26 protein-coding genes and 1 pseudogene are annotated in these 25,208 nt (G+C 65.6%); 17 read left to right on the forward strand and 10 right to left on the reverse strand.

What is annotated here, in order from left to right:
* The coding region (locus tag AAHM38_RS23150) for a GNAT family N-acetyltransferase (RefSeq protein WP_342234326.1) at nucleotides 1-206 on the forward strand (206 nt) is incomplete at its 5' end.
* Here the strand turns inward: AAHM38_RS23150 and AAHM38_RS23155 are convergent.
* Nucleotides 196-1,101, reverse strand: a complete 906-nt coding sequence (locus AAHM38_RS23155) for a LysR substrate-binding domain-containing protein (protein ID WP_116575691.1) — start codon at nucleotides 1,099-1,101, stop codon at nucleotides 196-198. The two genes, AAHM38_RS23150 and AAHM38_RS23155, sit on opposite strands and share 11 nt — an antisense overlap.
* A gap of 100 nt (nucleotides 1,102-1,201) precedes the next feature.
* On the opposite strand from AAHM38_RS23155, the gene AAHM38_RS23160 reads away from it, so the two are divergent.
* Entirely contained in the window at nucleotides 1,202-2,104 is a 903-nt protein-coding gene (locus AAHM38_RS23160; protein WP_116575692.1) for a sterol desaturase family protein, read from the forward strand.
* Between the two features lie 11 nt (nucleotides 2,105-2,115).
* Here AAHM38_RS23160 and AAHM38_RS23165 read toward each other — a convergent pair whose 3' ends face one another.
* The 3 genes from AAHM38_RS23165 to ygfZ form a co-directional block, all read right to left on the reverse strand.
* Nucleotides 2,116-2,931: an NRDE family protein gene (locus AAHM38_RS23165; RefSeq protein ID WP_116575693.1), complete on the reverse strand. Its 816-nt coding sequence runs from the start codon at nucleotides 2,929-2,931 to the stop codon at nucleotides 2,116-2,118.
* 128 nt (nucleotides 2,932-3,059) lie between these two features.
* Nucleotides 3,060-3,350 carry a DUF4936 family protein gene (locus AAHM38_RS23170; protein ID WP_027681436.1) on the reverse strand — a complete coding sequence of 97 codons (291 nt, stop codon included), beginning with the start codon at nucleotides 3,348-3,350 and terminating at the stop codon, nucleotides 3,060-3,062.
* Between the two features lie 13 nt (nucleotides 3,351-3,363).
* On the reverse strand, nucleotides 3,364-4,404 hold the full coding sequence (gene ygfZ / locus AAHM38_RS23175; RefSeq protein ID WP_116575694.1) for a CAF17-like 4Fe-4S cluster assembly/insertion protein YgfZ: 1,041 nt from the start codon (nucleotides 4,402-4,404) through the stop codon (nucleotides 3,364-3,366).
* 132 nt (nucleotides 4,405-4,536) lie between these two features.
* On the opposite strand from ygfZ, the gene mltG reads away from it, so the two are divergent.
* From mltG to AAHM38_RS23205, 6 genes are all read left to right on the forward strand, one after another.
* Nucleotides 4,537-5,535 carry an endolytic transglycosylase MltG gene (mltG, locus tag AAHM38_RS23180; RefSeq protein ID WP_116575695.1) on the forward strand — a complete coding sequence of 333 codons (999 nt, stop codon included), beginning with the start codon at nucleotides 4,537-4,539 and terminating at the stop codon, nucleotides 5,533-5,535.
* On the forward strand, nucleotides 5,532-6,149 hold the full coding sequence (gene tmk, locus AAHM38_RS23185; protein WP_009238128.1) for a dTMP kinase: 618 nt from the start codon (nucleotides 5,532-5,534) through the stop codon (nucleotides 6,147-6,149). The genes mltG and tmk overlap by 4 nt, the downstream gene beginning before the upstream one ends.
* A gap of 81 nt (nucleotides 6,150-6,230) precedes the next feature.
* Entirely contained in the window at nucleotides 6,231-7,241 is a 1,011-nt protein-coding gene (locus AAHM38_RS23190) for a DNA polymerase III subunit delta' (protein ID WP_116575696.1), read from the forward strand.
* Between the two features lie 48 nt (nucleotides 7,242-7,289).
* On the forward strand, nucleotides 7,290-7,709 hold the full coding sequence (locus AAHM38_RS23195; RefSeq protein ID WP_004626896.1) for a PilZ domain-containing protein: 420 nt from the start codon (nucleotides 7,290-7,292) through the stop codon (nucleotides 7,707-7,709).
* A 52-nt stretch (nucleotides 7,710-7,761) separates the two neighbouring features.
* Nucleotides 7,762-8,565, forward strand: a complete 804-nt coding sequence (locus AAHM38_RS23200; RefSeq protein WP_179817661.1) for a TatD family hydrolase — start codon at nucleotides 7,762-7,764, stop codon at nucleotides 8,563-8,565.
* Nucleotides 8,549-9,403 (forward strand): ankyrin repeat domain-containing protein, encoded by an 855-nt coding sequence (locus tag AAHM38_RS23205; protein WP_116575697.1) that lies wholly within the window; start codon nucleotides 8,549-8,551, stop codon nucleotides 9,401-9,403. The genes AAHM38_RS23200 and AAHM38_RS23205 overlap by 17 nt, the downstream gene beginning before the upstream one ends.
* A 51-nt stretch (nucleotides 9,404-9,454) precedes the next feature.
* Here the strand turns inward: AAHM38_RS23205 and egtB are convergent, their stop codons facing one another.
* The gene (gene egtB / locus AAHM38_RS23210) at nucleotides 9,455-10,759 is read right to left on the reverse strand and encodes an ergothioneine biosynthesis protein EgtB (protein ID WP_116575698.1); all 1,305 of its coding nucleotides are present in this window, start codon (nucleotides 10,757-10,759) and stop codon (nucleotides 9,455-9,457) included.
* A gap of 239 nt (nucleotides 10,760-10,998) precedes the next feature.
* Between egtB and AAHM38_RS23215 the strand changes: the two are divergent.
* From AAHM38_RS23215 to AAHM38_RS23240, 6 genes and pseudogenes are all read left to right on the forward strand, one after another.
* Nucleotides 10,999-12,070: pseudogene (locus tag AAHM38_RS23215) on the forward strand (LacI family DNA-binding transcriptional regulator).
* A complete protein-coding gene (locus AAHM38_RS23220) occupies nucleotides 12,067-13,098 on the forward strand; it encodes an ABC transporter substrate-binding protein (protein WP_116575700.1) in 1,032 nt (343 codons plus the stop codon). Before AAHM38_RS23215 ends, AAHM38_RS23220 begins: the two are co-directional and overlap by 4 nt.
* Nucleotides 13,099-13,100: 2 nt before the next feature.
* Nucleotides 13,101-13,952, forward strand: a complete 852-nt coding sequence (locus tag AAHM38_RS23225) for an ABC transporter permease (protein WP_116575701.1) — start codon at nucleotides 13,101-13,103, stop codon at nucleotides 13,950-13,952.
* Complete coding sequence (locus AAHM38_RS23230) at nucleotides 13,949-14,746, forward strand: ABC transporter permease (RefSeq protein ID WP_116575702.1); 798 nt, start codon at nucleotides 13,949-13,951, stop codon at nucleotides 14,744-14,746. The genes AAHM38_RS23225 and AAHM38_RS23230 overlap by 4 nt, the downstream gene beginning before the upstream one ends.
* Nucleotides 14,743-15,804 carry an ABC transporter ATP-binding protein gene (locus AAHM38_RS23235; protein WP_116575703.1) on the forward strand — a complete coding sequence of 354 codons (1,062 nt, stop codon included), beginning with the start codon at nucleotides 14,743-14,745 and terminating at the stop codon, nucleotides 15,802-15,804. The genes AAHM38_RS23230 and AAHM38_RS23235 overlap by 4 nt, the downstream gene beginning before the upstream one ends.
* A 5-nt stretch (nucleotides 15,805-15,809) precedes the next feature.
* On the forward strand, nucleotides 15,810-16,658 hold the full coding sequence (locus AAHM38_RS23240) for a phosphodiesterase (RefSeq protein ID WP_116575830.1): 849 nt from the start codon (nucleotides 15,810-15,812) through the stop codon (nucleotides 16,656-16,658).
* Here the strand turns inward: AAHM38_RS23240 and AAHM38_RS23245 are convergent.
* Nucleotides 16,655-16,909, reverse strand: a complete 255-nt coding sequence (locus tag AAHM38_RS23245; RefSeq protein WP_116575704.1) for an NAD(P)H-dependent oxidoreductase — start codon at nucleotides 16,907-16,909, stop codon at nucleotides 16,655-16,657. The genes AAHM38_RS23240 and AAHM38_RS23245 overlap by 4 nt on opposite strands.
* 21 nt (nucleotides 16,910-16,930) lie before the next feature.
* On the opposite strand from AAHM38_RS23245, the gene AAHM38_RS23250 reads away from it, so the two are divergent.
* A complete protein-coding gene (locus AAHM38_RS23250; RefSeq protein WP_116575705.1) occupies nucleotides 16,931-17,650 on the forward strand; it encodes a LysR substrate-binding domain-containing protein in 720 nt (239 codons plus the stop codon).
* Here AAHM38_RS23250 and AAHM38_RS23255 read toward each other — a convergent pair.
* Genes AAHM38_RS23255 through AAHM38_RS23265 form a run of 3 tightly spaced genes read right to left on the reverse strand, consistent with a single transcriptional unit; the run spans nucleotide 17,639 to nucleotide 21,695 of the window.
* A complete protein-coding gene (locus AAHM38_RS23255) occupies nucleotides 17,639-19,123 on the reverse strand; it encodes an amidase (protein ID WP_116575706.1) in 1,485 nt (494 codons plus the stop codon). The two genes, AAHM38_RS23250 and AAHM38_RS23255, sit on opposite strands and share 12 nt — an antisense overlap.
* 20 nt (nucleotides 19,124-19,143) lie before the next feature.
* Nucleotides 19,144-20,355 (reverse strand): M20 aminoacylase family protein, encoded by a 1,212-nt coding sequence (locus AAHM38_RS23260; RefSeq protein ID WP_116575707.1) that lies wholly within the window; start codon nucleotides 20,353-20,355, stop codon nucleotides 19,144-19,146.
* Between the two features lie 35 nt (nucleotides 20,356-20,390).
* Nucleotides 20,391-21,695, reverse strand: a complete 1,305-nt coding sequence (locus AAHM38_RS23265; RefSeq protein ID WP_009238143.1) for an MFS transporter — start codon at nucleotides 21,693-21,695, stop codon at nucleotides 20,391-20,393.
* Nucleotides 21,696-21,912: 217 nt separating this feature from the next.
* On the opposite strand from AAHM38_RS23265, the gene AAHM38_RS23270 reads away from it, so the two are divergent.
* Nucleotides 21,913-22,830 carry a LysR substrate-binding domain-containing protein gene (locus AAHM38_RS23270; protein ID WP_179817659.1) on the forward strand — a complete coding sequence of 306 codons (918 nt, stop codon included), beginning with the start codon at nucleotides 21,913-21,915 and terminating at the stop codon, nucleotides 22,828-22,830.
* A 3-nt stretch (nucleotides 22,831-22,833) separates the two neighbouring features.
* Here AAHM38_RS23270 and AAHM38_RS23275 read toward each other — a convergent pair whose 3' ends face one another.
* The gene (locus AAHM38_RS23275; protein WP_009238145.1) at nucleotides 22,834-23,796 is read right to left on the reverse strand and encodes an AraC family transcriptional regulator; all 963 of its coding nucleotides are present in this window, start codon (nucleotides 23,794-23,796) and stop codon (nucleotides 22,834-22,836) included.
* Between the two features lie 119 nt (nucleotides 23,797-23,915).
* Here AAHM38_RS23275 and AAHM38_RS23280 point away from each other — a divergent pair, with 119 nt between their 5' ends.
* Entirely contained in the window at nucleotides 23,916-25,127 is a 1,212-nt protein-coding gene (locus tag AAHM38_RS23280; RefSeq protein WP_116575831.1) for an MFS transporter, read from the forward strand.
* Nucleotides 25,128-25,208 lie beyond the last annotated feature (81 nt).

The following is a 25,208-nucleotide window of genomic DNA, read 5'->3' on the forward strand; positions in this document are numbered from 1 at the left end:
AGGAGGCGCGAGGCACGGGCGTTGGCGCACGCGTGCTGGAAGCCTTGATCGACAAGGCGCAGTCGCTGGGCTATCCCGAGCTGATCCTGAACGCACAAACCCACGCCATGCCGTTCTACTCGCGCGCAGGCTTTGCGGCCGAGGGCGAGGAGTTTGAAGAGGCGGGCATTCCGCACCGGACCATGCGGCGCGTCCTTACACGTTGATTCCTTGGGCGGCCCGCACAATCGCTGCGATGGCCGCCTGCGCTGCCGGCGACGCGGTTCTGCCGTGCAGCCGCACAATCCCCGTGGTCGATGGCGGCGAAAGCCAACCCTTCACCGCCAGCCGCACCAGCGTGCCGCTTTCCTGCTCCTCCCTCACGGCGGCGTCCGTGGCACCGAGCACGGTGTCCGTCGTGAGCGCAACCGTCTTCAATACGCCGTAGTTGTCGCATTCCAGGGCGATACTGGCCTCCTGACCTGCCGGCAGCCCTAGCAGCATCGCCAGTTCCACCTTTGACGGGCTCAGAAGCTTCGGTACGGCAATGCCGTATTCCCAAACTTCGCGCAGCGTGTGCGTGCGCCCTGCAAGCGGATGGCCGGCCCGCACGTACAGGTGCGGGGGCTGACCTCCAATCAATTGGATATCCAGCGCGGCGTCTTTCGGCATGTCGCGCACGTCGGCGGCGAAGAATTCGATGCTCTCGCTGCGCAGGCTCTCCAGCAGTTGCACCCAGTTGCCGACTTCCATGCGCAGCGCCACCTGAGGATGCTGCTGCCGCAAATCCTGCAGCGCTTGCGGCATGAGCGTGGCCGTCAGCAGTGGCCCGACACCGAAGGCCGTGTCGCCAAGCTGGCTGTCGCGATACAGATCAACATCGCGTTGCAGGCAGCGCGCCTCGAACAGCAGGCGCCGCGCGCGTTCGATGACGAATTCGCCGGCGGGAGTGGGGCGCACGTCGCCGGTTTCGCGATCGAACAGGCGGATGCCGAGATCGTCCTCGATCGCTTGGATGCTCCGGCTGAACGCGGGTTGGCTCAGATGCACCGCTTGCGCAGCATGTGCGAAGTGCAGTGTGTCAGCGAGGGCAACCACGTGACTGAGGCGTCGCAAATCCATGTTGTTGCGTGCTATGCATTGAACGGATGTTCATTATGCATTGGACGCATTGAAGTGGCACTCCTAGGCTTCTCTGCACAACAAAAGCGAGGAGACACCAATGAGTTCGCACATGGAGCACGCGCTGATCGTCGCCTGCATCCTCGGATTTGCCGCCATGGAATTCGTGACGCGGCGCTATCAAGCCAACGTGCGCGGCCGCGCCACCGCCAACGATGCCTGGCTGGAAGTGCTGATGTTCATCAGCCTTGTTGCCGTGACGCAGCCGATCGCGCTGCTGGGCAGCAATGCACTGTGCAAATGGCTCATCCCGGCGCAGCACAACGCCTGGGCCGATCTGCCGTGGTGGGCGATGACCGGGTTGCTGCTCATCGGCGACGACCTCACGCAATACCTCTGGCACCGCGCTTCACACACGCCGCTGCTGTGGCCGTTGCACCGCGCGCATCACAGCGCGTCATACATGAGCGTGCGCGTCACGTACCGCAACAACTTCTTCTACTACCTGATGATGCCGGGGCTGTGGATTGGCGGCGTGGCTGTCTACCTGGGCTTTGGGCCGGTCTATGCGGCTTACCTCGTCGTCAAGCTGACTGTCATTGTTGGCGCGCATTGCGCCTGGCCCTGGGATGCGCCGCTGTATCGCGTTCGCGCGCTGCGTCCGCTGATGTGGGTGATCGAGCGGACGATTTCGACGCCGGCCACACACTGGGCGCATCACGCGTTGACCAACGCCGATGGCATTGGCCATTACAAGGGCAATTTCGGCAACCTGCTGTTCTTCTGGGATGTGCTGTTCGGCACGGCGCACATCACGCGCAAATATCCCGCGCAAATCGGCTTACAGGACGACGTGCTGTTCGGTGCGGAGCCGTGGACCGCGCAGATGTTCTATCCGCTGGTGCAGTCCAAGCGCGAACATTCGGCATTGCGGCCGGGCGGCGCCGCCGTCACCGAATTGGAAATGAATCAGGCCGCGAGCGCCAAGCAGGAAGCAGCCTGAGTCGGCAGCGCCTAGGTATCGGCGTGCGTGACGGTATCGAGCACGCCGAGATAGCGCGTTTCGCCAATCTGGCCCTGGGCGTCGAAGCGGCGCTCGGTCACGTCAAAGCACCCGTCGTGGCGGATGCGCAGGATGGTGCTGGCACGCGTGCCGTAGCGCGGCGAGCGGATGAAGGCGGCGGAAAGCAGCTTCTCCCATTCAGGGGCCACGCCTGTGGCGGGCAAGGCGCCGGTCGGTGCTTCGCGCGTTTCCGATAGCAGATCGAGATAGCGGGCCACGTCCAGCGCGTTGCCGTGCCGGCCCGTATCTGCAGCCAGCGCTTCGGCAAAGGCGGCCATGCGATGCCGCACCTTGAACCACGGCGTATCAAGCAGGGCGTTGGACAGCCCATAGAGGCCAGGTGCGAGCTTGCGCGGCGCTTCGGCGCGGTTGCTCGTCCACCAGAGTTCGTCGCGCGTGGCGGTCAGCAGGTTGTAGCCGTTGTAGGCCCGGTCGCGGGCGGCTAGGCTATCGAGATAGGCGGGCACCGACATGTCGTCCGCCATCAGGAAATTCGAGACGAGTTCCCCGCGCGAGCGTGCATCGGGCCGGCGCTCGGACGGCGCGCGGTAATTCGTCAGCGCGGCAAAACGGCCGTCGCGGGTCATGCCCATCCACGTGCCAGCGTGACCGACCACCTGGGCCATGTCACGCCCGGCCAGCACATCGGGCGCGTCGCTCCACCACGCCAGCGGCGCGGCAGGGCGATCATAGAATTCGTCCCGGTTGGCGGCCACCACCAGCGCGTAGGCGGGGTGGGCGTGCCAGGCCGTGAGAATCAAACACATGAGCACTTCCTTTGAACATGCCGCGCAACGAACGGCCAATGGTCAATGTGACGACCTGTGTCGCGCAGGCTTCGGCCAAGCATAGCAGCCTGCCGGATTTTTGCGATGACGATTGCAGCAGGGCGTCGTCAGCTGTTTTCCAGATCGACAAACAGCTCTGCGTGGCGTTCACCCGCAACGAATTCGCGCGGGCCGCCGGTTTCCCACAGCGCCGCCAGCGTGGCGGCAAATGCGGGCGGGACGTCGTCGTAAGACTCCATCCAGGTGGCCTGGCCGTCGCGTGTTTCGGGGCGGCGCATCAACGCGCCGGCCACGCCGGTCGCTTCTTCCACGGTCTCGAGCCAACGCTGCCAGCGCGGCAGGGCAGCGGCAGCGTCACGCTCGGCGATGCGGAAGTAGACGAACAGGTGGTCGGCCATGATGGGGGCGGTATCAGGCGTTTTCTGAAACGGGAATGACGTACGGCAGCGCTTGCAACGTCAGCGCCGGACCGTCCGGCGTGGCGAGATGGATCGCGGTGTCGAGCGCGTCCAGCTTCAATTCGACGAGCAGGTCGGTCCCGCCGTCGGGCGCCATGGCTGCATTGACCACCATGCCGCACGGTTGGTTCGGATCGGCTGCGCTGTAGACCTCGGCGCCGGCCGACGTGGGGGCATTGACGTGCGCGCGCTGCATGCGCCGCTTGAGCGTGCCGCGATACTGGCTGCGTGCCACGATTTCCTGCCCCGGGTAACAACCCTTGCGGAAATCGACGCCGCCCAGCAGTTCCAGGTTCACCATCTGCGGGACGAACTGCTCCTGTGTAGGCAGGGTGATGTGCGGCACACCTGCCTGCAGGCTCAGCCAATCCCACACCTCGGTGCCGACCAGCGACAGCCGCGACGACAGCGTCTTCCAGGCGTCCTGGAAGTGCTCGGCATGCACCATCCATTGATAGCGCGGGCGGCCGCCGGCATCCGGCAGGCGGACGACGGCGCCGAATTGCTGGCCGACCGTGGCAGGCTGCTGCGCCACCGCGTTGACGGTATCGGGTTCAGGCAGCACGGCACCAACCTCGCGCAGCGCTTCCGCCGCGTCAGGCCCGGCGACGCCGATGGCGATGAACTCGTCCATCGGGCGCAGCTTGGCCTTGGCGCGCAGCACGAACATCGACAAGCGCTTGGTCAGCGCCGGAGCGATCGCCTTGTCTGTCTGAAGCACGATCGTATCGGCCTGACGCCACACCAGCAGCGTGGCCAGCAGCCGACCCTTGGGCGAACAATAGCCCGCCAGTCGCGCCTGGTTCAGGCCCAGGCCGGTCACGGCGTTGGTCAGCTGGTTGTGGAGAAACTCGGCGGCATCGGCGCCTTCGACGGCGATGCGCGCCAGATCGGTCGGCGCACACAGCACGCTGCCACGCGTGGCGGCATCAAATTGCACGTCGAGCGGCGGAAAGCTCAGCGTATCGACAAAATCGTGGAAGACATCATTCATGGTGCGGGGCGGCCTGAGATTGACCCGGTATTATATTGGGCTGTCTGAAGGGCAGCTTGTGCCCTGTCTATCCATTTCAAGAGTGCGGAAATCGCCGGTGTCCGCCGGTTCCTCACACAGATTCGCAACAGAATGCTCTCTTTTCTCAAACGCCTGGTCCTGCTGGCCATCCTGATTGTGCTGGCAGCGGCAGGCGGCGTGGTGTGGTGGGCCCAGCAACCCGTGAGCCTGGCGGCGTCGCCGCTGGAGGTGGTGATCAAGCCGAACTCGAGCGTGATCTCGGTGGGCAAGCAGTTGGCCAATGCCGGGGTGGGCGTGCAGCCGCAGTTGTTTTCGCTGCTGGCGCGCGCCACGGGCAACGCCAAGAGCCTGAAAGCCGGCGGCTATGCGCTGGAAACCGGCGCGACGCCCATGTCCATCCTGGACAAGATGGCGCGCGGCGACGTCACGCATTACGTCGTCACCGTCATCGAGGGCTGGTCGATGCGGCAGATGCGGGCGGTGGTCGACGCCGAGCCTGCGCTCAAGCACGACACGGCGGGCCTGTCTGATGCAGCCCTGATGCGCAAGATCGGCGCGCCCGAAGCCAACCCGGAAGGTCTGTTTTTTCCCGATACCTACCTTTTTGCACGGGGCAGCAGCGATGTGGAGCTGTATCGTCACGCCTACCAGGCTATGCAGAAGCGCCTGAACGACGCCTGGGCGAAGCGCTCGCCGGATCTGCCCTACAAGACGCCGTACGAAGCGCTGACCATGGCCTCGATCATCGAGAAGGAAACCGGCCAGAAGCTGGAGCGGCCGATGATTGCCGCCGTGTTCGTCAACCGCCTGCGCAAGAACATGCTGCTGCAGACCGACCCGACGGTCATCTACGGCCTGGGTGCCGGCTTTGACGGCAATTTGCGCAAGCGCGACCTGCAGACCGACACGCCGTACAACACCTACACGCGCACCGGCCTGCCGCCCACGCCAATCGCGCTGCCGGGCATGGCGTCGCTGCAGGCGGCACTGAACCCGGCACCGTCCGACGCACTGTATTTCGTGGCGCGCGGCGACGGCAGCAGCCAGTTTTCGACCAACCTGACGGACCACAACCGGGCCGTCAACAAATATCAGCGCGGCCAACCATGACCGGCAAGTTCATCACATTCGAAGGGATCGACGGGGCAGGCAAGAGCACGCACCTGGCGTGGTTCGCGCAGCAACTGCAAGCGAAGCTCGCGCCTCTGGGCAAAAAGGTCGTCGTCACCCGGGAGCCGGGCGGCACCCCGCTGGGCGAGCGCCTGCGCGAAGTGCTGCTGCACGAGCGCATGCATCTGGAAACCGAAGCGCTGCTGATGTTTGCCGGCCGGCGCGAGCACATTGCCGAAGTGATTCAGCCGGCCCTGGACGCCGGCGATTGGGTCATTTCCGACCGCTTCACCGATGCCACGTTCGCCTATCAGGGCGGGGGCAGGGGCTTGGCAATCGACCGGCTGGAAGTGCTTGAGCGCTGGGTGCAGCAGGGCCTCCAGCCGACCAAGACCATCCTGTTCGACCTGGCCCCCGAGATTGCCGCCGCACGCCTGGCCGATGCCCGCACGCCCGACAAGTTCGAAGCCGAGTCCGCGCAGTTCTTCCTGCGCACGCGTGCCGAATACCTGCGCCGCGCAGCCGCCGAACCGGATCGATTTGTCGTGCTCAACGCCAATCGCGAGCGCGCCGATATCCAGAAAGACTTAGAGAATCTGCTTGCAACGCTCTGATTTTGCGGGCAATTTCAGATACGGAAATAATGGTTTCACGGCAAGTTTCTGCATCAACAATCTGACGCAACCCATTGATTCATGATGCTTTATCCCTGGCAATCCGCTGACTGGTCCCGTCTCCAAGCGATGCGGGCCAAGTTGCCGCACGCGATTCTGCTCAACGGCCAGGCCGGCACCGGCAAGCGCGATTTCGCCATGCATTTCGCGCAAAGCCTGTTGTGCGATACGCCTGCACCCGACGGCCAGCCGTGCGGCACGTGCGCGGCCTGCAACTGGTTTGCGCAGGGCAACCACCCGGATTTCCACCTCGTGCGCCCTGAAGCGATGGAAGACGCGCCCGAGACGGAGAAAGACGCCGACGGCAAGAAAAAGGCGCCGAGCAAGATCATCCGCATGGAGCAGGTCCGCAATCTGATCGAAGGGGTGGGGGTCGGCACGCACCGCGCTGGGTTGCGCGTGGTGGTGCTGTATCCGCTCGACGCGTTGCAGACCGAAGGCGCCAACGCACTGCTCAAGACGCTGGAAGAGCCGCCGCAGAACACCGTCTTCCTGCTGGTGACGGATCGTATCGACCGTATCCTGCCGACCATCCTGTCGCGCTGCCGGCAGTTTCCGCTGCAGCCGCCTCAGCCCGAGGCCGCGCGCCAGTGGCTGGAGCAGCAAGGCGTGCCGCACGCGCAAAACCTGCTGGCCGAGTTCGGCAATGCGCCGCTGGCCGCGCTGGCCGCCGCAGAATCCGAAGACCGGCCGCTATTGCAATTTCTGCTGGAACAGCTCGGCCAGGGCGCAAAGCTGGACGCACTCGCCACGGCAGATCATTTACAGAAATTGTCGGTGCCTGCCGTTCTCAGTACCATGCACCGGTGGGTCTTTGACCTGATGGCGGCGCGACTTGCCGGACGTCCGCGTTATTTCCCGGCGCAACGCGATGCGCTGCAACGTTGCGCGAATACCATCCCGCTGGACCGCCTGGAACGTTTTGCGCGTGCCTTGCCCCAGCGGCGCCGCTCCGAGCAGCATCCGCTGGCCGCGCGGCTCGTCATTGAAAGCCTTTTGCTGGATTACCGGCAGCTCTTTCCGTCTGCCTGAACTCGAACCCGCACCCGCACCTGAACGTTTGCACTTAGTGGACACCCTGTGAGCACTGCACCTCTTCGTACGCCCGGCACTCCCGTCACCCCTGGTACCCCCGCTGCACCCGGCACGGCTTCAGGCGCACCGACCCGCCCGGGCATCGTCTCGCTGGCCATCAAGGATGAAGCCGGTCTGCACGCCGCCTACATGCCATTCCTGAAGAACGGCGGCATCTTTGTGCCGACACAGCGCCCTTACCGGATTGGCGAGGAAGTCTTCCTGGTGCTCTCGCTGCTGGACCGCCCGCAGAAGTATCAGGTGGCCGGCAAGGTAGCCTGGATCACGCCGGTGGGCACGCCGGCCAAGACGCCGGGCATTGGCGTGCACCTTGGCGAAGATGAGCAGTGCCGCGTGCTGCGCCGTGTGATCGAAGAGGTGCTGGGCAAGCAGATCAATTCGCAGCGTCCCACCCAAACACTTTGATTTTTTCCTGATACGGCGCACGAAGTTTGCGCCGTAACTTTCTGATTATTCGATGTTTGTCGATTCCCACTGCCACATCAATTTCCCCGACTTGCGCGCGCGCCTGCCTGAGCTGCTGACGCGCATGCGGGAGAACCGCGTCACGCACGCGCTCTGCATTTCCGTCACGCTGGAGGATTTTCCGAGTGTGCTGGAGATTGCCGAGCAGGAGCCCAACGTGTACGCCACCGTGGGCGTGCATCCCGATGCAGAGGCGGACGTTGAAGAAGGCCGGTCCATTGAAGAGCCCACGCTCGAGCGCCTGCTGACGCTGGCCGATCATCCGCGCGTGGTCGGCATCGGTGAAACCGGGCTCGACTACTACCGCCTGGGCGACCGTACCGTGGCCGACATGGAGTGGCAGCGCGATCGCTTTCGCACACACATTCGCGCGTCGAAGCAGACCGGCAAGCCGCTGGTGATCCACACGCGCTCGTCGGCTGACGACACGCTGGCGATCATGCGCGAGGAAGGCGCCGAGGCCGCACGCGGCGTCATGCACTGCTTTACAGAAACCTGGGATGTGGCCAAGGCCGCGCTGGACCTCGGTTTCTATATCTCGTTCTCGGGCATCGTGACGTTCAAGAATGCCGTCGACCTTCAGGAAACCGCCAAGAAGGTGCCGCTGGACCGCATGCTGATCGAGACCGACTCGCCGTACCTGGCGCCGGTGCCGTTCCGCGGCAAGACGAACGAGCCGGCGTATGTGCGCCACGTTGGCGAATTCCTGGCGACGCTGCGCGGCGAACCGCTGGAGCGCATTGCCGGCGCTACCACCGATAACTTCTTCAATCTATTCAATGCGATACCGCGATAACTTGAAGCAAGCAATGAACAAAATCGCTCTCGCTGGTGCTTTGACGATGGCGCTGTCGGGTGTCGCACTCGCCACGCCCCAGGACGATCTGCGCAACGCCGTCGAATACAACCGCCCGGCGCTGGTGCAGAAATATGTCGCGCAGGGCGTGGACCCCAACCTGAAGACCCGCGACGGCACGCCGCTGCTGGTGGATGCGCTTAAGGAGAAGAACATCGAGGTGGCCGAGGCGCTCATTCGCGCCAAGAACATCGATTTCGAGCGCACCAATGTCGCAGGCGAAAACGCGCTGATGATGGCCGCCTACCAGGGCCTGCTGCCCATGGTGAAGCTGATGGTGGAAACGTACGAGGTGGAGGTCAACAAGACCGGCTGGACCGCGCTGCATTACGCCGCCACCAATGGCTATGACGACATCGTCAAATACCTGCTCGACCACGCGGCCTATATCGATGCAGAAAGCCCCAACGCGACCACGCCGCTGATGATGGCGGCCATGGGCGGGCACATCACGACCGTCAAGCTGCTGCTGGACGAGGGCGCCGACATGAACCTGCGCAATCAGCAGAAGATGGACGTGATCGATTTCGCTAAGCGGTATCACCAGGATGAGATTGCTGCGGGGCTGGAATCGCGCCGGCGCAAGTTGGCGGAGCAGTCCGGCAAGCCTGCTTCGGCGCCGGTCCCTGCAGCCGCAGTCTCCCCGCCTGTTAAGGCCGCAGCGCCGGATGTGCCGACGCCGATGCCGCCCGCTAAACGCGACGCCGGAGCACCTAGCCCGGCCGGTCGAGATACGATTGGTACGCCCACCAACATGCTGTTTGACAGCAACCGCTGAACGCGGTCTGCATGGCAGGGCAATTGGCCCTGCTACTGGGCGTGACGGGCGTCAAGCGCGTCGCGCCAGCCGCACTCCAGTGAACTGCCACCGTTGGTGCGGATAGAAGAAGTTGCGATACGTCGCCCGCAAATGTCCATCCGGCGACACGCACGATCCGCCGCGCAGCACCATCTGGCTGCACATGAACTTGCCGTTGTATTCGCCCACGGCGCCCTCGGCCGGCTCGAAGCCCGGATACGGGCCATAAGGGCTGGCGGTCCATTCCCACACATCACCGAACAATTGACGCAGGCTGCCGGCCTCGGCGATGCCATGGTCGGGCAACGGACGTAGCGCGCCCCGCCCGGCGAAGTTGCCTTGCACGGGCTGGCCTTCTGCGGCGTGCTCCCATTCAGCTTCCGTAGGGAGGCGGGCGCCGGCCCAGCGGGCGTAGGCATCGGCCTCGTAAAAGCTGACGTGGGTGACCGGCGCATCCAGATCGACCGGCTGCAGGCCGTGCAGCGACATATGCTGCCAACCTTCGGCCTCGTCCATGCCCGCCCGCCAGTAGAGCGGGGCGTCAATGCCCTCCCGCTGAACCCATGCCCAGCCGTCGGACAGCCACAGCGTAGGCTGCCGATAGCCGCCGTCCTGCATGAAGGCGAGCCATTCACGGTTGGTGACAGGGTGCGTGGCCAACGCATAGGGCTCCAGCCAGACGGTGTGGCGCGGGCCTTCGCAGTCGAACATGAAGTCGGTGTCGGCTCCCGTATCGGTTTTGCCGATCTGCACGGCACCGCCCTGGAAGCTGACCCAACCCGGTTGCGCTGGGCCCGCATGCACGCGTGGTGCGGGCGCTTCGGCATAGGCCGGGCACAGCGGGTTCTGCGCAAACAGGTGGAGAAGATCGGTCAGCAGCAACTCCTGATGCTGCTGCTCGTGGTGCAGGCCGAGCGTCACGAGGCGGGCAAGGTCATCAGATACACCGTCGGCCAGCAGGCGCTGCATGGCCGCATCGACATGGGCGCGATAGGCGCGCACCTCATCGAGCGTGGGGCGGGTGAGCATGCCGCGGCGCGGGCGGGGGTGCCGTGCGCCCACCGTTTCGTAGTACGAATTGAACAGGTAGCGGTAGCGCGCATCCCGCGAGCGATAGCCCGGCACGTTGGGGCCCAGGATGAATTCCTCGAAGAACCACGTCGTATGGGCGAGATGCCATTTGGCGGGGCTGGCGTCGTCCATGGACTGGACGGTGGCGTCGGCGTCGGACAGCGGCGCAGCCAGGGCCAGCGATTGCGCTCGCACCACGCCGTAGTGCTGCATCAGCGCGGGCAGGGCGGTGGTCGGCACATCAAGAACGGGCGATACGCGCATGGGGTCTCCAAAGCAGGCAGTAGGACAGCACAGCAGCAACTGGGCCATGCCGCGGCGCGCGCATTGACGCCCGCCACTTGCCCATGTTCGTAAGAAGCATATGCGAGCTTTGTAACTTTGCCATGCACAACACCGGCGATGCTGCGTTGCGACGATGACTGCACCGCAGCATCGATTGTCATGAAACAGTCACTGCGCGCACCTAGGATGTAAACGTTTACACATTCCAGGGGCGCGCAGTGGGCAGCAGTATCAAGGACGTAGCGACGCACGCCGGCATTTCGATTGCCACGGTGTCGCGGGCAGTCAACACGCCGGAGCGGGTGAGTGCGTCGACGCTGGCCCGCGTGCAGGCCGCCATGGATGCGCTGCACTATCGCCCCAATGCGCTGGGCCGCCAGTTGCGCGCCGAACGCACAGGCTTGCTGGGCGTGGTGCTGCCGTCGCTGGCCAACCCAGTCTTTGCCGAATGCATGCAGGGCATCGAGGAAGCGGCGTACATCACAGGCCAGCGCGTCATGCTCATGACGACGGCCTACGACCGCGAGCGTGAAGCCCGCGCCATCGAGACCATGCTCGAGCAACGCGTCGACGGCCTGATCCTGACCGTGGGCGATGCCGCTGCCAACCCGCACCTCGATCGCCTGGACGCCGAGCACGTGCCTTATGTGCTGGTCTACAACGACACGGTCGGCCAGGCGCGCATTCCCGCCCGCTGCTGCGTGACCGTCGACAACCGCGCCGCCGCACGCGACGCCATTCGCGCGTTGCTTGCGCAGGGCCACCGCCAGATCCGCATGCTGACGGGCACGCTGGCAGCGTCTGACCGTGCGGCGTTGCGCCACGACGGCTACCGCGAAGCGCTGGAGGCGGCCGGCATTGCGCCACAGCCGCCCGTCGAAATTGACTTCAATGCCGATGCCATGCTGCCCGCCGAGTTGGCCCGGCTGCTCGCACCGCCGCGCCCGACCGCCATTTTCTGCAGCAACGACCGCCTTGCCTTGCTCACCATCCGCTCGCTGCGCGAAATGGGCCTGCGCGTGCCCGAAGACGTGAGCGTGGTCGGCTTTGATGGCCTTGCGATGGGGCAATGGCTTTCGCCGACGCTGGCCACCGTGGCCCAGCCGCATCGCCGGATCGGCGCCGACGCGGCCACCGCGCTGGCCCGCCGCATCGCCGGCGAGGTGGTGCCCTCGATTACGTTGCCGCACCGCCTGCTGGCGGGCGGCACGCTGGCCCGTGCGCCGGCGGAAGCGTCTCTCTCCGTTTGTTTCTTCCCTCACGTCTGATACGCAAGGAGCGTCTCGATGAAACGTCTCGTTCAATGGCTGCGCGTGTGCGGCCTCGTGGCTGCCGGCGCATTCGCCGCGGCTGCGCCGGTGCAGGCACAGCCGGCCGGCCAGCAAGTCGCCATCTGCTACAACTGCCCGCCCGAATGGGCCGACTGGGCCAGCCAGATCAAGGCCATCAAGGACAAGACCGGCATTACCGTGCCGTTCGACAACAAAAACTCCGGCCAGGCCATCGCGCAGATGCTGGCCGAAAAATCGCACCCCGTGGCTGACGTGGCCTACCTGGGCATCACGTCCGCGTATCAGGCCAAGGAAAAGGGCTTGGTCGCCAACTACAAGCCCAAGCATTGGGAAGACATTCCGGCCGGCATGAAAGACCCGGACGGTGCGTTCTTCTCGATCCACTCCGGCACGCTGGGCTTCTTCGTCAACAAGGACGCACTGGAAGGCAAGCCCGTGCCGCGTTCCTGGAAAGACCTGCTCAAGCCCGAATACAAGGGCATGGTCGGCTACCTCGACCCGAGCAGCGCCTTCGTCGGCTACGTGGGCGCCGTGGCGGTCAACCAAGCGCTGGGCGGCTCGCTCGACGACTTCGGCCCGGCCATCGAGTGGTTCAAGCAGTTGAAGAAAAACGCGCCGATCGTGCCGAAGCAAACCGCTTACGCGCGCGTGGTGGCGGGCGAAATCCCCATCCTGCTCGACTACGACTTCAACGCCTACCGCGCCAAGTACAAGGATCACGCGAACGTGGAATTCGTGATCCCGCAGGAAGGCACGATTGCCGTGCCGTACGTGATGAGCCTGACCGCCGGTGCGCCGCACGCCGACAACGCCAAGAAGGTGCTGGATTTCGTGCTGTCGGACGAAGGCCAGACGCTGTGGGCCAACGCCTACCTGCGCCCGGTGCGCGCCAGCGCGATGAGCAAGGAGGCCGCCTCGCGCTTCCTGCCGGCCAGCGAATACGCCCGCGCCAAAACGGTCGACTTCAACAAGATGGCAGCCGGTCAGCAGGCGTTTGGCACGCGCTACCTGAACGAGGTCCGCTGAGCATGAGCACCGTCACCCGATCCACCTTGCCCGACGATGCGGTGTTGCCCGCACGGTGGCGGGTGGCGTTGCTGGCGCCCGCCGTCGCGCTGTTCTGCGCGTTCTGGTTGCTGCCGATGGCGGCGTTGCTGCGTGTGAGCGGCAGCGAAGGGCTGGTCGCCACGTACACGGCGGCGCTCACCACGTCGCGCTATCTGGGCAGCCTGTTTTCGACGGTGGTGCTGTCGGCGGCGGTCACGCTGGCGACGCTCGTCCTCTCGACCATCGCCGGGCTGTTTCTGGTGCGCCACAACGTACCGGGCAAGCAGATGATTACCGCCATGCTGACGTTTCCGCTGGCGTTTCCCGGCGTGGTGGTCGGCTTCATGGTGATCCTGCTGGCCGGGCGCCAGGGCCTGCTGGGCGACGTCACGCACAAGCTCGTCGGCGAGAAATGGGTCTTCGCCTATTCCATCGGCGGGCTGTTTCTCGGCTACCTGTATTTTTCGATCCCTCGCGTGGTGCTGACGGTCATGGCGGCGGCGGAAAAGCTCGATCGCTCACTGGAAGAAGCGGCGCGCTCGCTGGGCGCATCGTCGTGGCAGGTCACGCGCGATGTGCTGGTGCCGGGGCTGGCGCCCGCGCTGATCGCCTCGGGGGCGATCTGTTTTGCCACGTCGATGGGCGCATTCGGCACCGCCTTCACGCTCGCCACCGATATCGACGTCTTGCCGATGACGATCTACACCGAGTTCACGCTCAACGCGGGCATTGCGATGGCGGCGGCGCTGTCGGTGGTGCTGGGCGTGGTGACGTGGCTGGTGCTGGCGATTGCCCGCACCGCAAGTGGTAGCCCAAGTGGGGCCGCAGCATGAAACGCGTGCTTTCTCTTTCACAGTGGCTCATCACGCTGCTGCTGTGCCTGTTCCTGATCGTGCCCGTCGTGCTGTCGATGGCCGTGGGCCTGACGCGCAACTACATCCGCGGCTTCAAGAGCGGTTGGACGCTGGATTGGGTTGCCCAAGTCTGGGACATGTATCACGCGTCGATCTGGATGTCGCTGCTGGTGGCGCTGTGCACGCTAGTGATCGTGCTGGCGGCCGGCGTGCCGGCAGGCTATGTGCTGGCGCGCCGCCAGAGCCGCACGAGCCGCCTGATCGAAGAATTCCTGACGCTGCCCGTGGCGCTGCCCGGCTTGGCGACGGCGCTGGGGTTGATTGTGGCGTACGGCGGCTTTGGCGGCTTTCGCGAGAGCCTGTGGTTCATCGTCGTTGGGCACGTGGTGTTCACGCTGCCGTTCATGGTGCGCTCGGTTGCCGCCGTGGCGGCAGGCCAGAACCTGAAGACGCTGGAGGAGGGCGCCGCCAGCCTGGGCGCGTCGTTCTGGCAGCGCTTTCGCACGATTGTGCTGCCCAACGTGCAGCCCGGCATCCTGGCCGGCGCGCTGACGGTGGTGACGCTCTCGGTGGGCGAGTTCAACCTCACCTGGATGCTGCACACGCCCGAAACCAAGACCCTGCCGGTCGGCCTGGCCGATACCTATGCGTCGATGCGTCTGGAAATCGCCAGCGCCTACACGCTGATCTTCTTCGTCATGATCGTGCCGCTGCTGGTGCTGATGCAGCGCTTTGGCGGCCTGCGGGTGAACAACGGAAAGGCTTCCCGATGAGTACCGAACCTCTACATCTCGCGCCCGTGCCGATCCGGCTGCGTGGCTGCGGAAAACACTTCGGCGGCCAGCGCGTGCTGGAGTCGATGGACCTCGACATCGCCGCCGGCGAGACCGTCGTGCTGCTCGGCCCCTCGGGCTGCGGCAAGACCACCACGCTGCGCATCGTCGCGGGCCTGGAAGCGCCGGATGCCGGCGGCACCGTGCACTTTGGCGACGAAGACGTCACCGCGCGCCCGATTGAGCGCCGCCGCGTCGGCATGGTGTTCCAGAACTACGCGCTCTTCCCGAACCTGAGCGTGCGCGGCAATGTGGAATACGGCCTGCGCATCCAGCGCCGGCAGAACGGGTTGTCTGACACGCAGATCAGCGCCCGGGCAAACACGCTGCTGGAGATGATGCACCTCACGCCATACGCAGACCGCGGTGTGGCCCAGCTTTCGGGCGGACAGCGCCAACGCGTAGCCCTGGCGCGCGCGCTGGCGCCCGAGCCGCGCGTCCTGCTGCTCGACGAACCGCTCACGGCGCTCGACGCCAAGCTGCGCGAATCCGTGCGCGCCGAGATGGACCGCCTGCTGCGCGGTCTCGGCATCACGACGATTTACGTGACGCACGACCAGGAAGAAGCGATGGCGCTGGCCGATCGCATCGTCGTCATGGAAGCCGGCCGCATTGCGCAGATCGGCACCCCGCGCGAGATCTACTTCCAGCCGGCCAACCGGCACGTGGCGGATTTCATCGGCATCATGAACCGGCTCGACGGCACGCGCGAGAATGGCGCATTCGTCTGCGCGGGCGGCCGCGTACCCGTGCCGGCCGGCGACGGCAATGCCATCTTCTTCCGCCCCGAAGATGCCGTGCTGGCCGACCCGGCCCAGGCGGCGCTCAAGGGCACGGTCGAATCGGCGGTGTTTCTGGGCTTTCGCACCCGCGTGCGCGTGGCGGGTGTTTCGAGCACGCCGCTCTTTATCGATGTGCCCGGCCGCCAGCACTTTGCGCCGGGCCATGCGGTCGGCTTCGAGATCCCGGCAGACCGCCTGCTGACCTTGCAAGCCTGATGCCGATGCACTTCCTGCAACTGACCGACCTTCATATCAAGCGCCCGGGGCGACTGGCTTATCGGCGCGTGGATTCGGCGGCGTATTTGGCGCGCTGCGTGGCCCATATCCTGGCGCAGCCGGAGAAGCCCGACGCCATCGTCCTGACCGGCGACCTGGTCGACGCCGGCGCGCCCGAGGAATATGCGCACCTGCGCGCGGTGCTGGCGCCGCTCGATGCGGCCGGCATCCGGATGCTGCCGGTGCTCGGCAACCACGACGGCCGTGACGCCGCCCGCGAAGCCTTTGCCGATTGGCTCGAGCCCATTCCGGCTGATGCGCAAGACACACACGCCTTCCAATACTGGATCGACATTGGCGACGTTCGCCTGATCGTGATCGATACGCTGGACACCGGCCATCCGGGCGGCCGCCTGGGCGTGCAGCGCCTGGATTGGCTGGCCGAAGCGCTGGCGCAAGAAACGCAACGCCCGACCGTCATCGCGATGCATCACCCGCCGTTCGCCACGGGCATCGGCCACATGGACGTGCAATCGCTCGCCCCCGAAGACATCCCGGCCTTCGCGCAGATCGTGCGTGCCGCCGGCAACGTCGAGCGCATCATCTGCGGCCATCTGCATCGCTCCATTGACGTGCGGTTTGCGGGGACGGTGGCCTCGACATGCCCGTCGCCGGCGCATCAGGTGGCGCTGGAACTCGACCCGGACGCGGCGCCCGGCTTTGTCATGGAGCCGCCCGCCTACAAGGTGCACGCATGGGTGCCGGGCCAGGGCCTGGTGAGCCACCTCGCCTACGTGGGGCAATTCGATGGCCCGCATCCGTTCTTCGAACCGGACGGGCGGCTGATCGACTAGGCCGCTTCCACGGCGGCGGCCATCCGCGCGACCAGTGCATCGACCTCGCTTTCCGCCGATGCGATGGACGCGCGTAACCGCTCGTCGGCAAACTCGTCGTATTCGACGGCGACGGATGCCACATCGGTGATGCCGATGTAGCCGAATGCCGTGGCGACGCCGGCCTCGACGTGGTTCAGGTGGGCAATGTGCTGGCCGGGGCCGTAACCGAAATCGCCGCGTGCGCTGAGGATGACGAGGCGCTTGTTCATGCCGGCGAGCAGCTGTATCCGGTGCTCAACACCGGCTTTGATGCGTTTGCGCAGGCCATCGATGCCATTCGCGGCACGCAGGCACAACCGGGGCGTCAGCGCGTGACGCTCACGGCGCCGATGGGGCTTGCTGCGCGCTGGCTGGTGCCGCGGCTTGGTGAATTTGCGACGCAGCATCCGGAGGTGGATCTGCGCATTAATGCGTCCGACACCGTGGTCGACCCGCATGGCGGCAGCGCAGACCTTGCCGTGCGCTATGGCGATACGCCCGTCAAGGGGGGCGGCCTCATCACCGAACATCTCTTTGGCGACGCCTATGCGCCGGTCTGCCATCCGGGCCTGAACGTGCGGTCGCACGACGATCTGACGCGCGTGCCGCTCATCCACTCCGAATGGCAACGCACGCTGCCGCAGGCGATCGGCTGGCCGATGTGGGCACGCGCGGCGGGTATCGAGCACACGCTGAAGACGGACACGGGCATCGTGCTGTCCGACGACGGGCATGCCATGTCGGCGGCAATGGCGGAGCAAGGCGTGATCCTGGCGAACCTGCCGCTGGTGCGCGATGCGCTGGAGGCGGGCACGCTCGTCCAGCCTTTCGCAGCGCCGGTCATTCAGCGCTACGCCTTCTGGGCCGTGGCGCCATCTGCGCGGCTTGAAGACGCTGCCGTGCGCGCGGTGTGGGATTGGCTATGCGCGTGCCGGGAAAACACGGCACGTGTGCATCGCTCAGCCCAATAGCGTCAATAGCGGCGACGCCGCACGTGCCGGCGCGAACGCTTCGTGCCACGCGGCCGCAAGCTGCAGCAACGCAAACTCCGACCGGGGCGGCGCAATCACCTGCAGGCCCAGCGGCAGGCCATCGGCGGTCAAGCCCGACGGCAGGCTCGCGGCCGGCACGCCCGCCAGCGTGGCACCGATCACGACTTCCATCCAGCGGTGATACGTGTCCATCGCGCGGCCCGCGACGGTCTTGGGCCAGTGTTCTTCGGCAGGGAAGGGCGCAACCTGCGTGCAGGGCAGGACAAGGAAATCGTAGTGCGCAAACTGCCGCAGCAGCGCCTGGTACCAGCTCGCACGCGTGGCGATGGCACGGTTGATGTCGATGGCGGTGCGGCTGCGTCCATGCTCGATCTCCCAGATCGCTTCGGGCTTGAGCAAATCGCGCGTGGCGGCGTTGGCGTACAGCAGCCCGAGGTTGCCGGACACACTCAGCGCGCGCAGCGTGCACCAGCATTCCCACAGCGCATCCATGGCGAAGAAGGGCCGTACGGTTTCGACATGGCAGCCCAGCGCATCGAACGTGTCGAGCGCGTGCTCGTTGACGGCCAGCACTTCGCGGTCGACGGCAAGGTAGCCACCGAAATCGCCCAGCCAGCCAATGCGCGCCTGCCGGAAATCCCGGTGCAGCGGCTGCAGGAAGCACGCCGGATCGTCGCTCAGCGACAGCGGCGCACGCGGGTCGTAGCCGGCCTGCGTGGCCAGCAACCAGGCGAGGTCTTGCGGATTGCGCGCCATCGGGCCTTCGGTACCCAGCTGCTGGAAGAACACGTCGCCGGTGGGGCCGTAAGGCACACGACCGAGGCTCGGACGCAGGCCGTAGATGTTGTTCCAGGCTGCGGGGTTGCGCAGAGAGCCCATCATGTCGCTGCCGTCGGCCACGGGCAGCATGTTCAGCGCCAGCGCGGCGGCTGTGCCACCGCTGCTGCCGCCGGCCGAGCGCTCGGGGTTCCAGGCGTTGCGCGTCGTGCCGTACACGCGGTTGTAAGTATGCGAACCGAGCCCGAACTCCGGCGTATTCGTCTTGCCGATCAGCACCGTGCCTTGCCGGCGAATGCGCTCGACGACGATGCTGTCATGCGTCGGCACATTGCGCGCCATGGCGAGGCTGCCCATCGCCGTCACCATGCCTGCGGTGGCCGCAAGATCCTTGGGCGCTTGCGGAAAGCCATGCATCCAGCCGCCGGACAAACCTTGCGACAGCAGCACATCCCGCTCGCGTGCCTGGTCGATGGCCGATTCGGCATCGATGCGGGCCACGACGGCGTTCACCGTCGGGTTATGACGATCGATCTGTGCAAGGAACGCTTCCATGACTTCCACGCACGACACATCGCGCGCGTGGATGCGCCGGGAGAGTTCGATCGCGCTCCATTGCACGATCTCTTCGTTGGCGGCCGCAGGTGTTGCGGCGTGGCTCGGATTCGCTTGCATTGCTTGACTCGAAGTTCACTTCACGCGGTCAGGTAGGTCTGTGCCAGACGCACCCAGGCCGCCGCCCCCAACGGCAACACCTGGTCGTTGAAGTCGTAGCCGGGGTTGTGCACCATGCAGCCGCCGAATTCGCCTTCGCCGTTGCCGAGGATCAGGTAGCAGCCCGGCACTTCATTGAGCATCCAGGCAAAGTCTTCGCTGCCGTTGAGCCCCTTGGGCGCCTGCGTGACGACGTTGGCCGCGCCCACCAGTTCGGTGCAGACCTGCTGCGCCAGTTGCGTCTCGGCCTCGGTGTTGACCATGGGCGGCGTCAATTGACGATAGTCGATCTGCGCCTCGACGCCATGCGCCTGTGCGGTCAGGCTGACAATCTCGCGAATGCGCATTTCCACCAGCGCACGCGTTTCCGGCCGCGCTGCGCGCACATTCAGGCCAATCGTCACCGATTCGGGAATCACGTTGTGCGTTGCACCGCCGCGAATGAAACCGACCGACACCACCGCCGTGTCGTCAGGCGCGACATTGCGTGCGACCACGGTTTGCAACGCGGTGATGATGGCGGCCGACGCGGCAATCGGATCACGCGCGCGATGCGGCATCGCGCCGTGTCCGCCCATGCCCTTGATGGTGACGTCGGCCACGTCGGAGGACAGGCTCACCGGTCCCGGCAGCACGCGGAAGCTGCCGGCCGGCACGCCCGGCATGTTGTGCAAGGCATAGACGGCATCGCAGGGGAAGCGTTCGAAGAGGCCGTCTTCGATCATGGCGCGCGCACCGCACAGGTTTTCTTCATCGGGCTGGAAGATGAGATTCAGCGTGCCGTCAAAATCGCGGCTCTCGGCCAGCGCCTTGGCTGCGGCGAGCAGGATGGCGGTGTGCCCGTCGTGGCCGCACGCATGCATCTTGCCGTGGTTGCGGCTGGCGTAGGGCAGGCCGGTCGCTTCAACAATGGGCAGGGCGTCCATGTCCGCGCGAATGCCAAGGCGGCGCGTGCCGTTGCCCAGCTTCAGTTGGCCCACCACGCCGCTCTTGCCGATGCCCGTGTGCACCTCGTAACCCCAACTCTTGAGCAGATCGGCCACCAACGTGCTGGTGGCGCCTACCTCGAAACCGAGTTCGGGCTGCGCGTGGATCTGACGGCGGATGTTGACGAACGTTTCTGCATCGATATGGACGGGCGGCAGGAGATGCGGCAACAGTTGGAACGGCGTGAGCATGGGGGCTTTCGTCATGTCGGGGCTCCGGGGTTGGGGATGGGAATCCGGGGTCAATCGGTTTCGTGCGCTTCGCGCAGGCTCAGCACGGTCAGCAGCGTGATGGCGCTGCACGCCATCATGTAAAAGGCAGGGGAGAGCGGATTGCCGGTGCGGGCCAGCAGCCACGTCACAACAAACTGGCACGAGCCGCCAAACACCGTGACGCCGATCGCATAGATGACCGACAGGCCGCTGGCGCGCACCTTGATGGGCAGCAGCTCCATCATCATGAGCAGCATGGGCGTGGTGCCCAGGTACAGCGTGCCGGTGAGCAACGCCGACAGTGCCAGCACCAGCGGCACGCTCGGGTAATGCGTCATCAGCCAGAAGGCCGGATAGAGCGCCGCCACGGTGACCAGCGTTGCGCCCACTACCAGCGGCTTGCGGCGCGGCAGGCGGTCGGCCAGCCAACCGGAAAGGAGCGACGCGCCGAAGCTCGTCAGCCCCGTCACGCAACCGGCCAGCAGCGACAGCGAAGCCGGCAGATGCAGCTCGCGGATCATGTAGGTCGGCATGAAGTAGATGACCAGATACGTGCCGACGGTCCCGCCGATGATCGTGAGCACGCCCTTGATGACCAGCCCGCCGTGATCTCGGAACAAGGTGCCGAGCGGACTCGGTGCATGCGCCTCGGCGGTGTGCGTTTCATCCAGGTGCGAGCGGATATACAGGCCCACCGGCGCAATCAGCAGGCCAAGGAAGAACGGCACACGCCAGCCCCAGCTCTGCAGCGCTTCCGGCGACAGGCTGCCGTACAGAATGGCCGCAGTCAGCGCGCCGCACAGCGCGGCAATGCCCTGGCTGCCCAACTGCCAGCTCACGCGAAAACCGCGCCCGCGGATACCGCCGGACTCCATCAGCATCGCCGTCGACGCGCCGATTTCACCGCCCAGCGAGAAGCCCTGCAGCAATCGGCCGGCAAGGATCACCAGCGGGCCGAGCAGGCCTGCGGTGGCGTATGTCGGCGCAACCGCCAGGCACAGCGTGCCGATGACCATCAGCCCGATTGTCAGCGTCATTGCGGCCTTGCGTCCGTGGCGGTCTGCGTAGTTGCCGATGACGAAACCGCCCAGCGGCCGCATCACAAAGCCGATGCCGAACGTCGCCACCGCGAGCAGCAACGAGCCGTACGCGCTGTCTGACGGAAAAAACAGCTTGCCGATCATCAGCGCGAAGAAGCTGTAGACCGTGAAGTCGTACATCTCCAGCGCATTGCCGATCGAGCACGCGGCGATCAATCGCGCCTGGCCGGCGGGCTTGGGCGCAGCAACGGCCGAGGCGGGCAGGGCCGTAGTCTGCAAGGTGGCGTCGTTCATGGGGTCTCCGTCCACGATGTTGGAAAGGGCTTCTCTGAGCCTTGGGTGCTTGCAGTATTCAGGGAACGCGTGCGCTGAAAAAATCGCAAATATTCATCTCGATAACCAAATAGAATCACCGTCATAACCGGCATGTATCCGCTATCAGGGAAAGCCCGTGAAGGCGTGAGGCGACACGCACACCCAACCGTGTGCAATGAGCGAGGAGGAGAGCGAGGTGAAGCTGCACCAGTTGCGCATCCTGCTTGCCGTGGCACAGCACGGCAGCATTCACGAGGCCTCGCGCGGGTTGCATATCTCGCAGCCGGCGTTGTCCAAGGCGATTGCGGAACTGGAACGGGAGCTCGGCGTCACGCTGCTGTCGCGTTCGGTGCGCGGCGTGAGCCTGACGGCGTATGGGATGGCGCTCGTCAAACGGGCCAGCGTGGTTGAGCAGGAACTGCGTCACGCGCTGGAAGACATCGAAGCCATTCGCGGCCACGCAGAGGCCGAACTGAACATCGGCTTTACCGCCGTCGCCTCCAGCGGCCCGCTACCGGATGCCATGGCGGCATTCCGCACGCGCTTTCCCAATGTGGCGTTGCGCGGTTTCGAACAGCGCTCGCAGCAAATTCTTGAAGGTCTGCGCGAAGGCCGCATCGATCTGGGGTTGATCTCCACCAACAGCGGGCCCGGCACGAGCAGCTTCCAGTGGGAGCCGTTATTCTCCGTGCCGATGCGCTTGGCGGTGCGCCCCGGTCATCCGCTACGGCGCACGCGCAAGCTGCGCTCGCTCCTGGATGCCGACTGGCTGGTGCTGGACCCGCTGGATGACCCTGGCAGCCCGATGGCAAGCCTAATGCGGCTGCACCGGCTGGAAATCCCGCACCGGATCGTGCAGAGCGGCTCTAACCTGCTCGGCCTGCAACTGGCTACCAAGACGGACCTGGTGAGCATGTGGTCGGATTTTGTCTTCATCAACACACTGGGGCCGCTGCGTACGATTTCGGGCGCGCTGGAGGTGCTCCCCATGGAAGACGAATTACCCGACTTCAGCGTCTACATGGTCTACCGATCGGCGGACCTGATGACGCATGCCTGCGCGGAATTCAGCAAGGAGATTCGGCATGCGGCGCAGCGCTATCGTCATCGCTGACCGTCACGCGTCGGCTTCCGCACCCTCCGCGCGCATGGCCCCCGGCGGCCGTCCGACCACCCGCTTGAACGCGCGGCTGAACGCAGCGAGCGATCCATAGCCGAGCCGGTACGCGACGGCTTCGATCGCCTCGCGGTCACGCGTGATCCATTGCGCGGCGAGCCGCATCCGCAGCTCGGTCAGATAGCGCACGGGCGTCATTCCGGTCGCCGCCAGGAAGCGCTCGGCAAACACCGAGCGCGAGACACCGGCTTGCGCTGCCAGCTCCGCGACGCTCCAGTTGCGCCCCGGGTCACGATGCAGGGCGACGATCGCCGGACCGAGTTTCGGCTCGCGCAGCGCCTGCACCCAGCCCGTGGCGTCGCCGCAGCCGCACTCCACCCAGCCGCGCACGATGAAGGCGGCCACCACGTCCGCCAGCCGCGCGAGGATGCCCGCAAAACCTGCGCGCTCCGAGCACGATTCGCGCTCCATCGCGTCGAGCATCGGGCGGATTTCTGGGTAGCGCGCGAGCAAGGTGCCGACGTGCATGAACTCCGGCATCGTGCCCACCAGGGGCTGCATGCCGCCCAGGTCCAGCTCCATGCAGGCGCTGAAAATGAGCGCATCGCCCGGGGCCGCTTCCGCCCCGACGCCAACCGACGCCACCGTGTCGCAGATCTTCGCGGATTCAAAGCCGGCGATCTCGCGGCACGGCGTATCCGGATCGGACAGCAACGCGTGCGGGGTGCCCTGCGGCAGCAACACCGCATCGCCCGCTTCCAGCCGCATCGTCGCCCCAGACGCGTCGCGCAGCAGCACCGGCCCGCGCCCCACGAAGTGAAACTGCGCACGCCCCGGCGCCTTGCCAAAGCTCAGCCCAAAGGGCCGCGCCACGTGGATACGGCGGTACTGGACGCCGCTCAGCCGCATGCCGAGCAGCAGCTCGCTGACAAGGTCGTGCACGTCGGGGAGGGGAGTCAGCATGTCGAAAATCCGGACGATCGATCAACAAGGTCGGAGTGTATGCCATAGACCGTCCGGCTATCGGGCCTTACCATGCGCCCTTATTGGTATTTTCCCTGATGTTTTCGACGGAACGACGCATGAATCCCGGAATCTCCACTGCCGCGTCAGTCGCGGCTCCGCGTGAACCCGCCTGGGGCGCTGTCTTCGCGATGGCGCTGGGGGTGTTCGGGCTCGTCACGGCCGAATTCCTGCCAGCAAGCCTGCTGACGCCCATGGCGGAAAGCCTTGGCGTGACCGAAGGCGTGGCAGGACAGGCCGTCACGGCCACTGCAACCGTTGCGCTGGTCACCAGCTTGCTGACCGCCGCCGTCACGCGTTCCATCGACCGGCGGCGCGTGCTGCTCGCATTCTCGGTGCTGCTTGTAGCATCCAATCTTGCGGTGGCGTTTGCAACCAGCCTCACGACGATCCTGATCGGCCGCGTTGTGCTGGGCATTGCACTGGGCGGCTTCTGGACCATGGCGACCGCCACCGCAATGCGGCTCGTGCCACCGGCGTTGGTGCCGCGGGCGCTATCGATCATCTTCAGCGGCGTGGCCGTCGCCACGATTGCCGCCGCGCCGCTGGGCAGCTACTTCGGCCACCTGATCGGCTGGCGCAATGTGTTCCTGGCCGCAGCGGGACTGGGGGTGATGGCGTTTGTGTCGCAGGTCTCGACGCTGCCGTCGATGGCGCCAAGTGGCACAACGCGGCTGCGCACGCTGATCGACGTGCTGCGCCGTCCGAGCGTGGGCATCGGGATGTTCGCGACGATCCTGGTGTTTACCGGGCACTTTGCGTTCTTCACGTACCTGCGGCCGTTCCTGGAGCAGGTGGCGGGCGTTGGCGTGAACGGGCTGTCGGCGATCCTGCTGGGCTACGGCATTGCCAACTTCGTCGGTACATCGTTGGCCGGCCGCGTACTGGAACACCGGCTGCGCCCAATGCTGATCGCAATGCCCGCGCTGATGGTTGTGCTCGGCATCGCACTTGTGTCGCTGGGCCGCGCGCCGGTCATCGACGCAGTGCTGATCGCACTCTGGGGCATGGCGTTTGGCGGCGTGCCGGTGGCGTGGTCGACATGGGTGACGCGCACCGTGCCCGACGAAGCCGAAAGCGCGGGCGGCCTGATCGTCGCCGCCGTGCAGCTCGCGATTGCTACCGGTGCAGCAGCCGGCGGCGTGGTGTTCGACGCGAACGGCGCGGCCGGTGTGTTCATCGGCGCCGCCGTGGTGCTGGCGATTGCCGTCGCGACCATTGTGACGGGCGTGCCGAAACGCGTCGAGGTGGTGCCGGCGATGGCCGAGTGAATTGGCGAGAATGGCGAGATGCGCGCTGCGAGGCTGGCCGGACGATGTCCCGCACCACTCAGCGCATGCGTCTATATGGTA

It is taken from the genome of Ralstonia sp. OTU4908 (assembly GCF_038440115.1).
In the GTDB taxonomy this organism is placed as follows: Bacteria; Pseudomonadota; Gammaproteobacteria; order Burkholderiales; family Burkholderiaceae; genus Ralstonia; species Ralstonia pickettii.

Bases quoted from the DNA above. Each gene is read 5' to 3' on its own strand.
- AAHM38_RS23255 (WP_116575706.1), bottom strand. From the start codon at position 19,123: ATGCAAGCGAATCCGAGCCACGCCGCAACACCTGCGGCCGCCAACGAA.
- mltG (WP_116575695.1), top strand. From the start codon at position 4,537: ATGCTCTCTTTTCTCAAACGCCTGGTCCTGCTGGCCATCCTGATTGTG.
- tmk (WP_009238128.1), top strand. From the start codon at position 5,532: ATGACCGGCAAGTTCATCACATTCGAAGGGATCGACGGGGCAGGCAAG.
- AAHM38_RS23275 (WP_009238145.1), bottom strand. From the start codon at position 23,796: ATGCTGACTCCCCTCCCCGACGTGCACGACCTTGTCAGCGAGCTGCTG.
- AAHM38_RS23280 (WP_116575831.1), top strand. From the start codon at position 23,916: ATGAATCCCGGAATCTCCACTGCCGCGTCAGTCGCGGCTCCGCGTGAA.
- AAHM38_RS23265 (WP_009238143.1), bottom strand. From the start codon at position 21,695: ATGAACGACGCCACCTTGCAGACTACGGCCCTGCCCGCCTCGGCCGTT.
- AAHM38_RS23220 (WP_116575700.1), top strand. From the start codon at position 12,067: ATGAAACGTCTCGTTCAATGGCTGCGCGTGTGCGGCCTCGTGGCTGCC.
- AAHM38_RS23200 (WP_179817661.1), top strand. From the start codon at position 7,762: ATGTTTGTCGATTCCCACTGCCACATCAATTTCCCCGACTTGCGCGCG.
- egtB (WP_116575698.1), bottom strand. From the start codon at position 10,759: ATGCGCGTATCGCCCGTTCTTGATGTGCCGACCACCGCCCTGCCCGCG.
- ygfZ (WP_116575694.1), bottom strand. From the start codon at position 4,404: ATGAATGATGTCTTCCACGATTTTGTCGATACGCTGAGCTTTCCGCCG.
- AAHM38_RS23230 (WP_116575702.1), top strand. From the start codon at position 13,949: ATGAAACGCGTGCTTTCTCTTTCACAGTGGCTCATCACGCTGCTGCTG.
- AAHM38_RS23155 (WP_116575691.1), bottom strand. From the start codon at position 1,101: ATGGATTTGCGACGCCTCAGTCACGTGGTTGCCCTCGCTGACACACTG.
- AAHM38_RS23260 (WP_116575707.1), bottom strand. From the start codon at position 20,355: ATGACGAAAGCCCCCATGCTCACGCCGTTCCAACTGTTGCCGCATCTC.
- AAHM38_RS23235 (WP_116575703.1), top strand. From the start codon at position 14,743: ATGAGTACCGAACCTCTACATCTCGCGCCCGTGCCGATCCGGCTGCGT.
- AAHM38_RS23190 (WP_116575696.1), top strand. From the start codon at position 6,231: ATGATGCTTTATCCCTGGCAATCCGCTGACTGGTCCCGTCTCCAAGCG.
- AAHM38_RS23245 (WP_116575704.1), bottom strand. From the start codon at position 16,909: ATGAACAAGCGCCTCGTCATCCTCAGCGCACGCGGCGATTTCGGTTAC.
- AAHM38_RS23160 (WP_116575692.1), top strand. From the start codon at position 1,202: ATGAGTTCGCACATGGAGCACGCGCTGATCGTCGCCTGCATCCTCGGA.
- AAHM38_RS23205 (WP_116575697.1), top strand. From the start codon at position 8,549: ATGCGATACCGCGATAACTTGAAGCAAGCAATGAACAAAATCGCTCTC.
- AAHM38_RS23170 (WP_027681436.1), bottom strand. From the start codon at position 3,350: ATGGCCGACCACCTGTTCGTCTACTTCCGCATCGCCGAGCGTGACGCT.
- AAHM38_RS23225 (WP_116575701.1), top strand. From the start codon at position 13,101: ATGAGCACCGTCACCCGATCCACCTTGCCCGACGATGCGGTGTTGCCC.
- AAHM38_RS23165 (WP_116575693.1), bottom strand. From the start codon at position 2,931: ATGTGTTTGATTCTCACGGCCTGGCACGCCCACCCCGCCTACGCGCTG.
- AAHM38_RS23240 (WP_116575830.1), top strand. From the start codon at position 15,810: ATGCACTTCCTGCAACTGACCGACCTTCATATCAAGCGCCCGGGGCGA.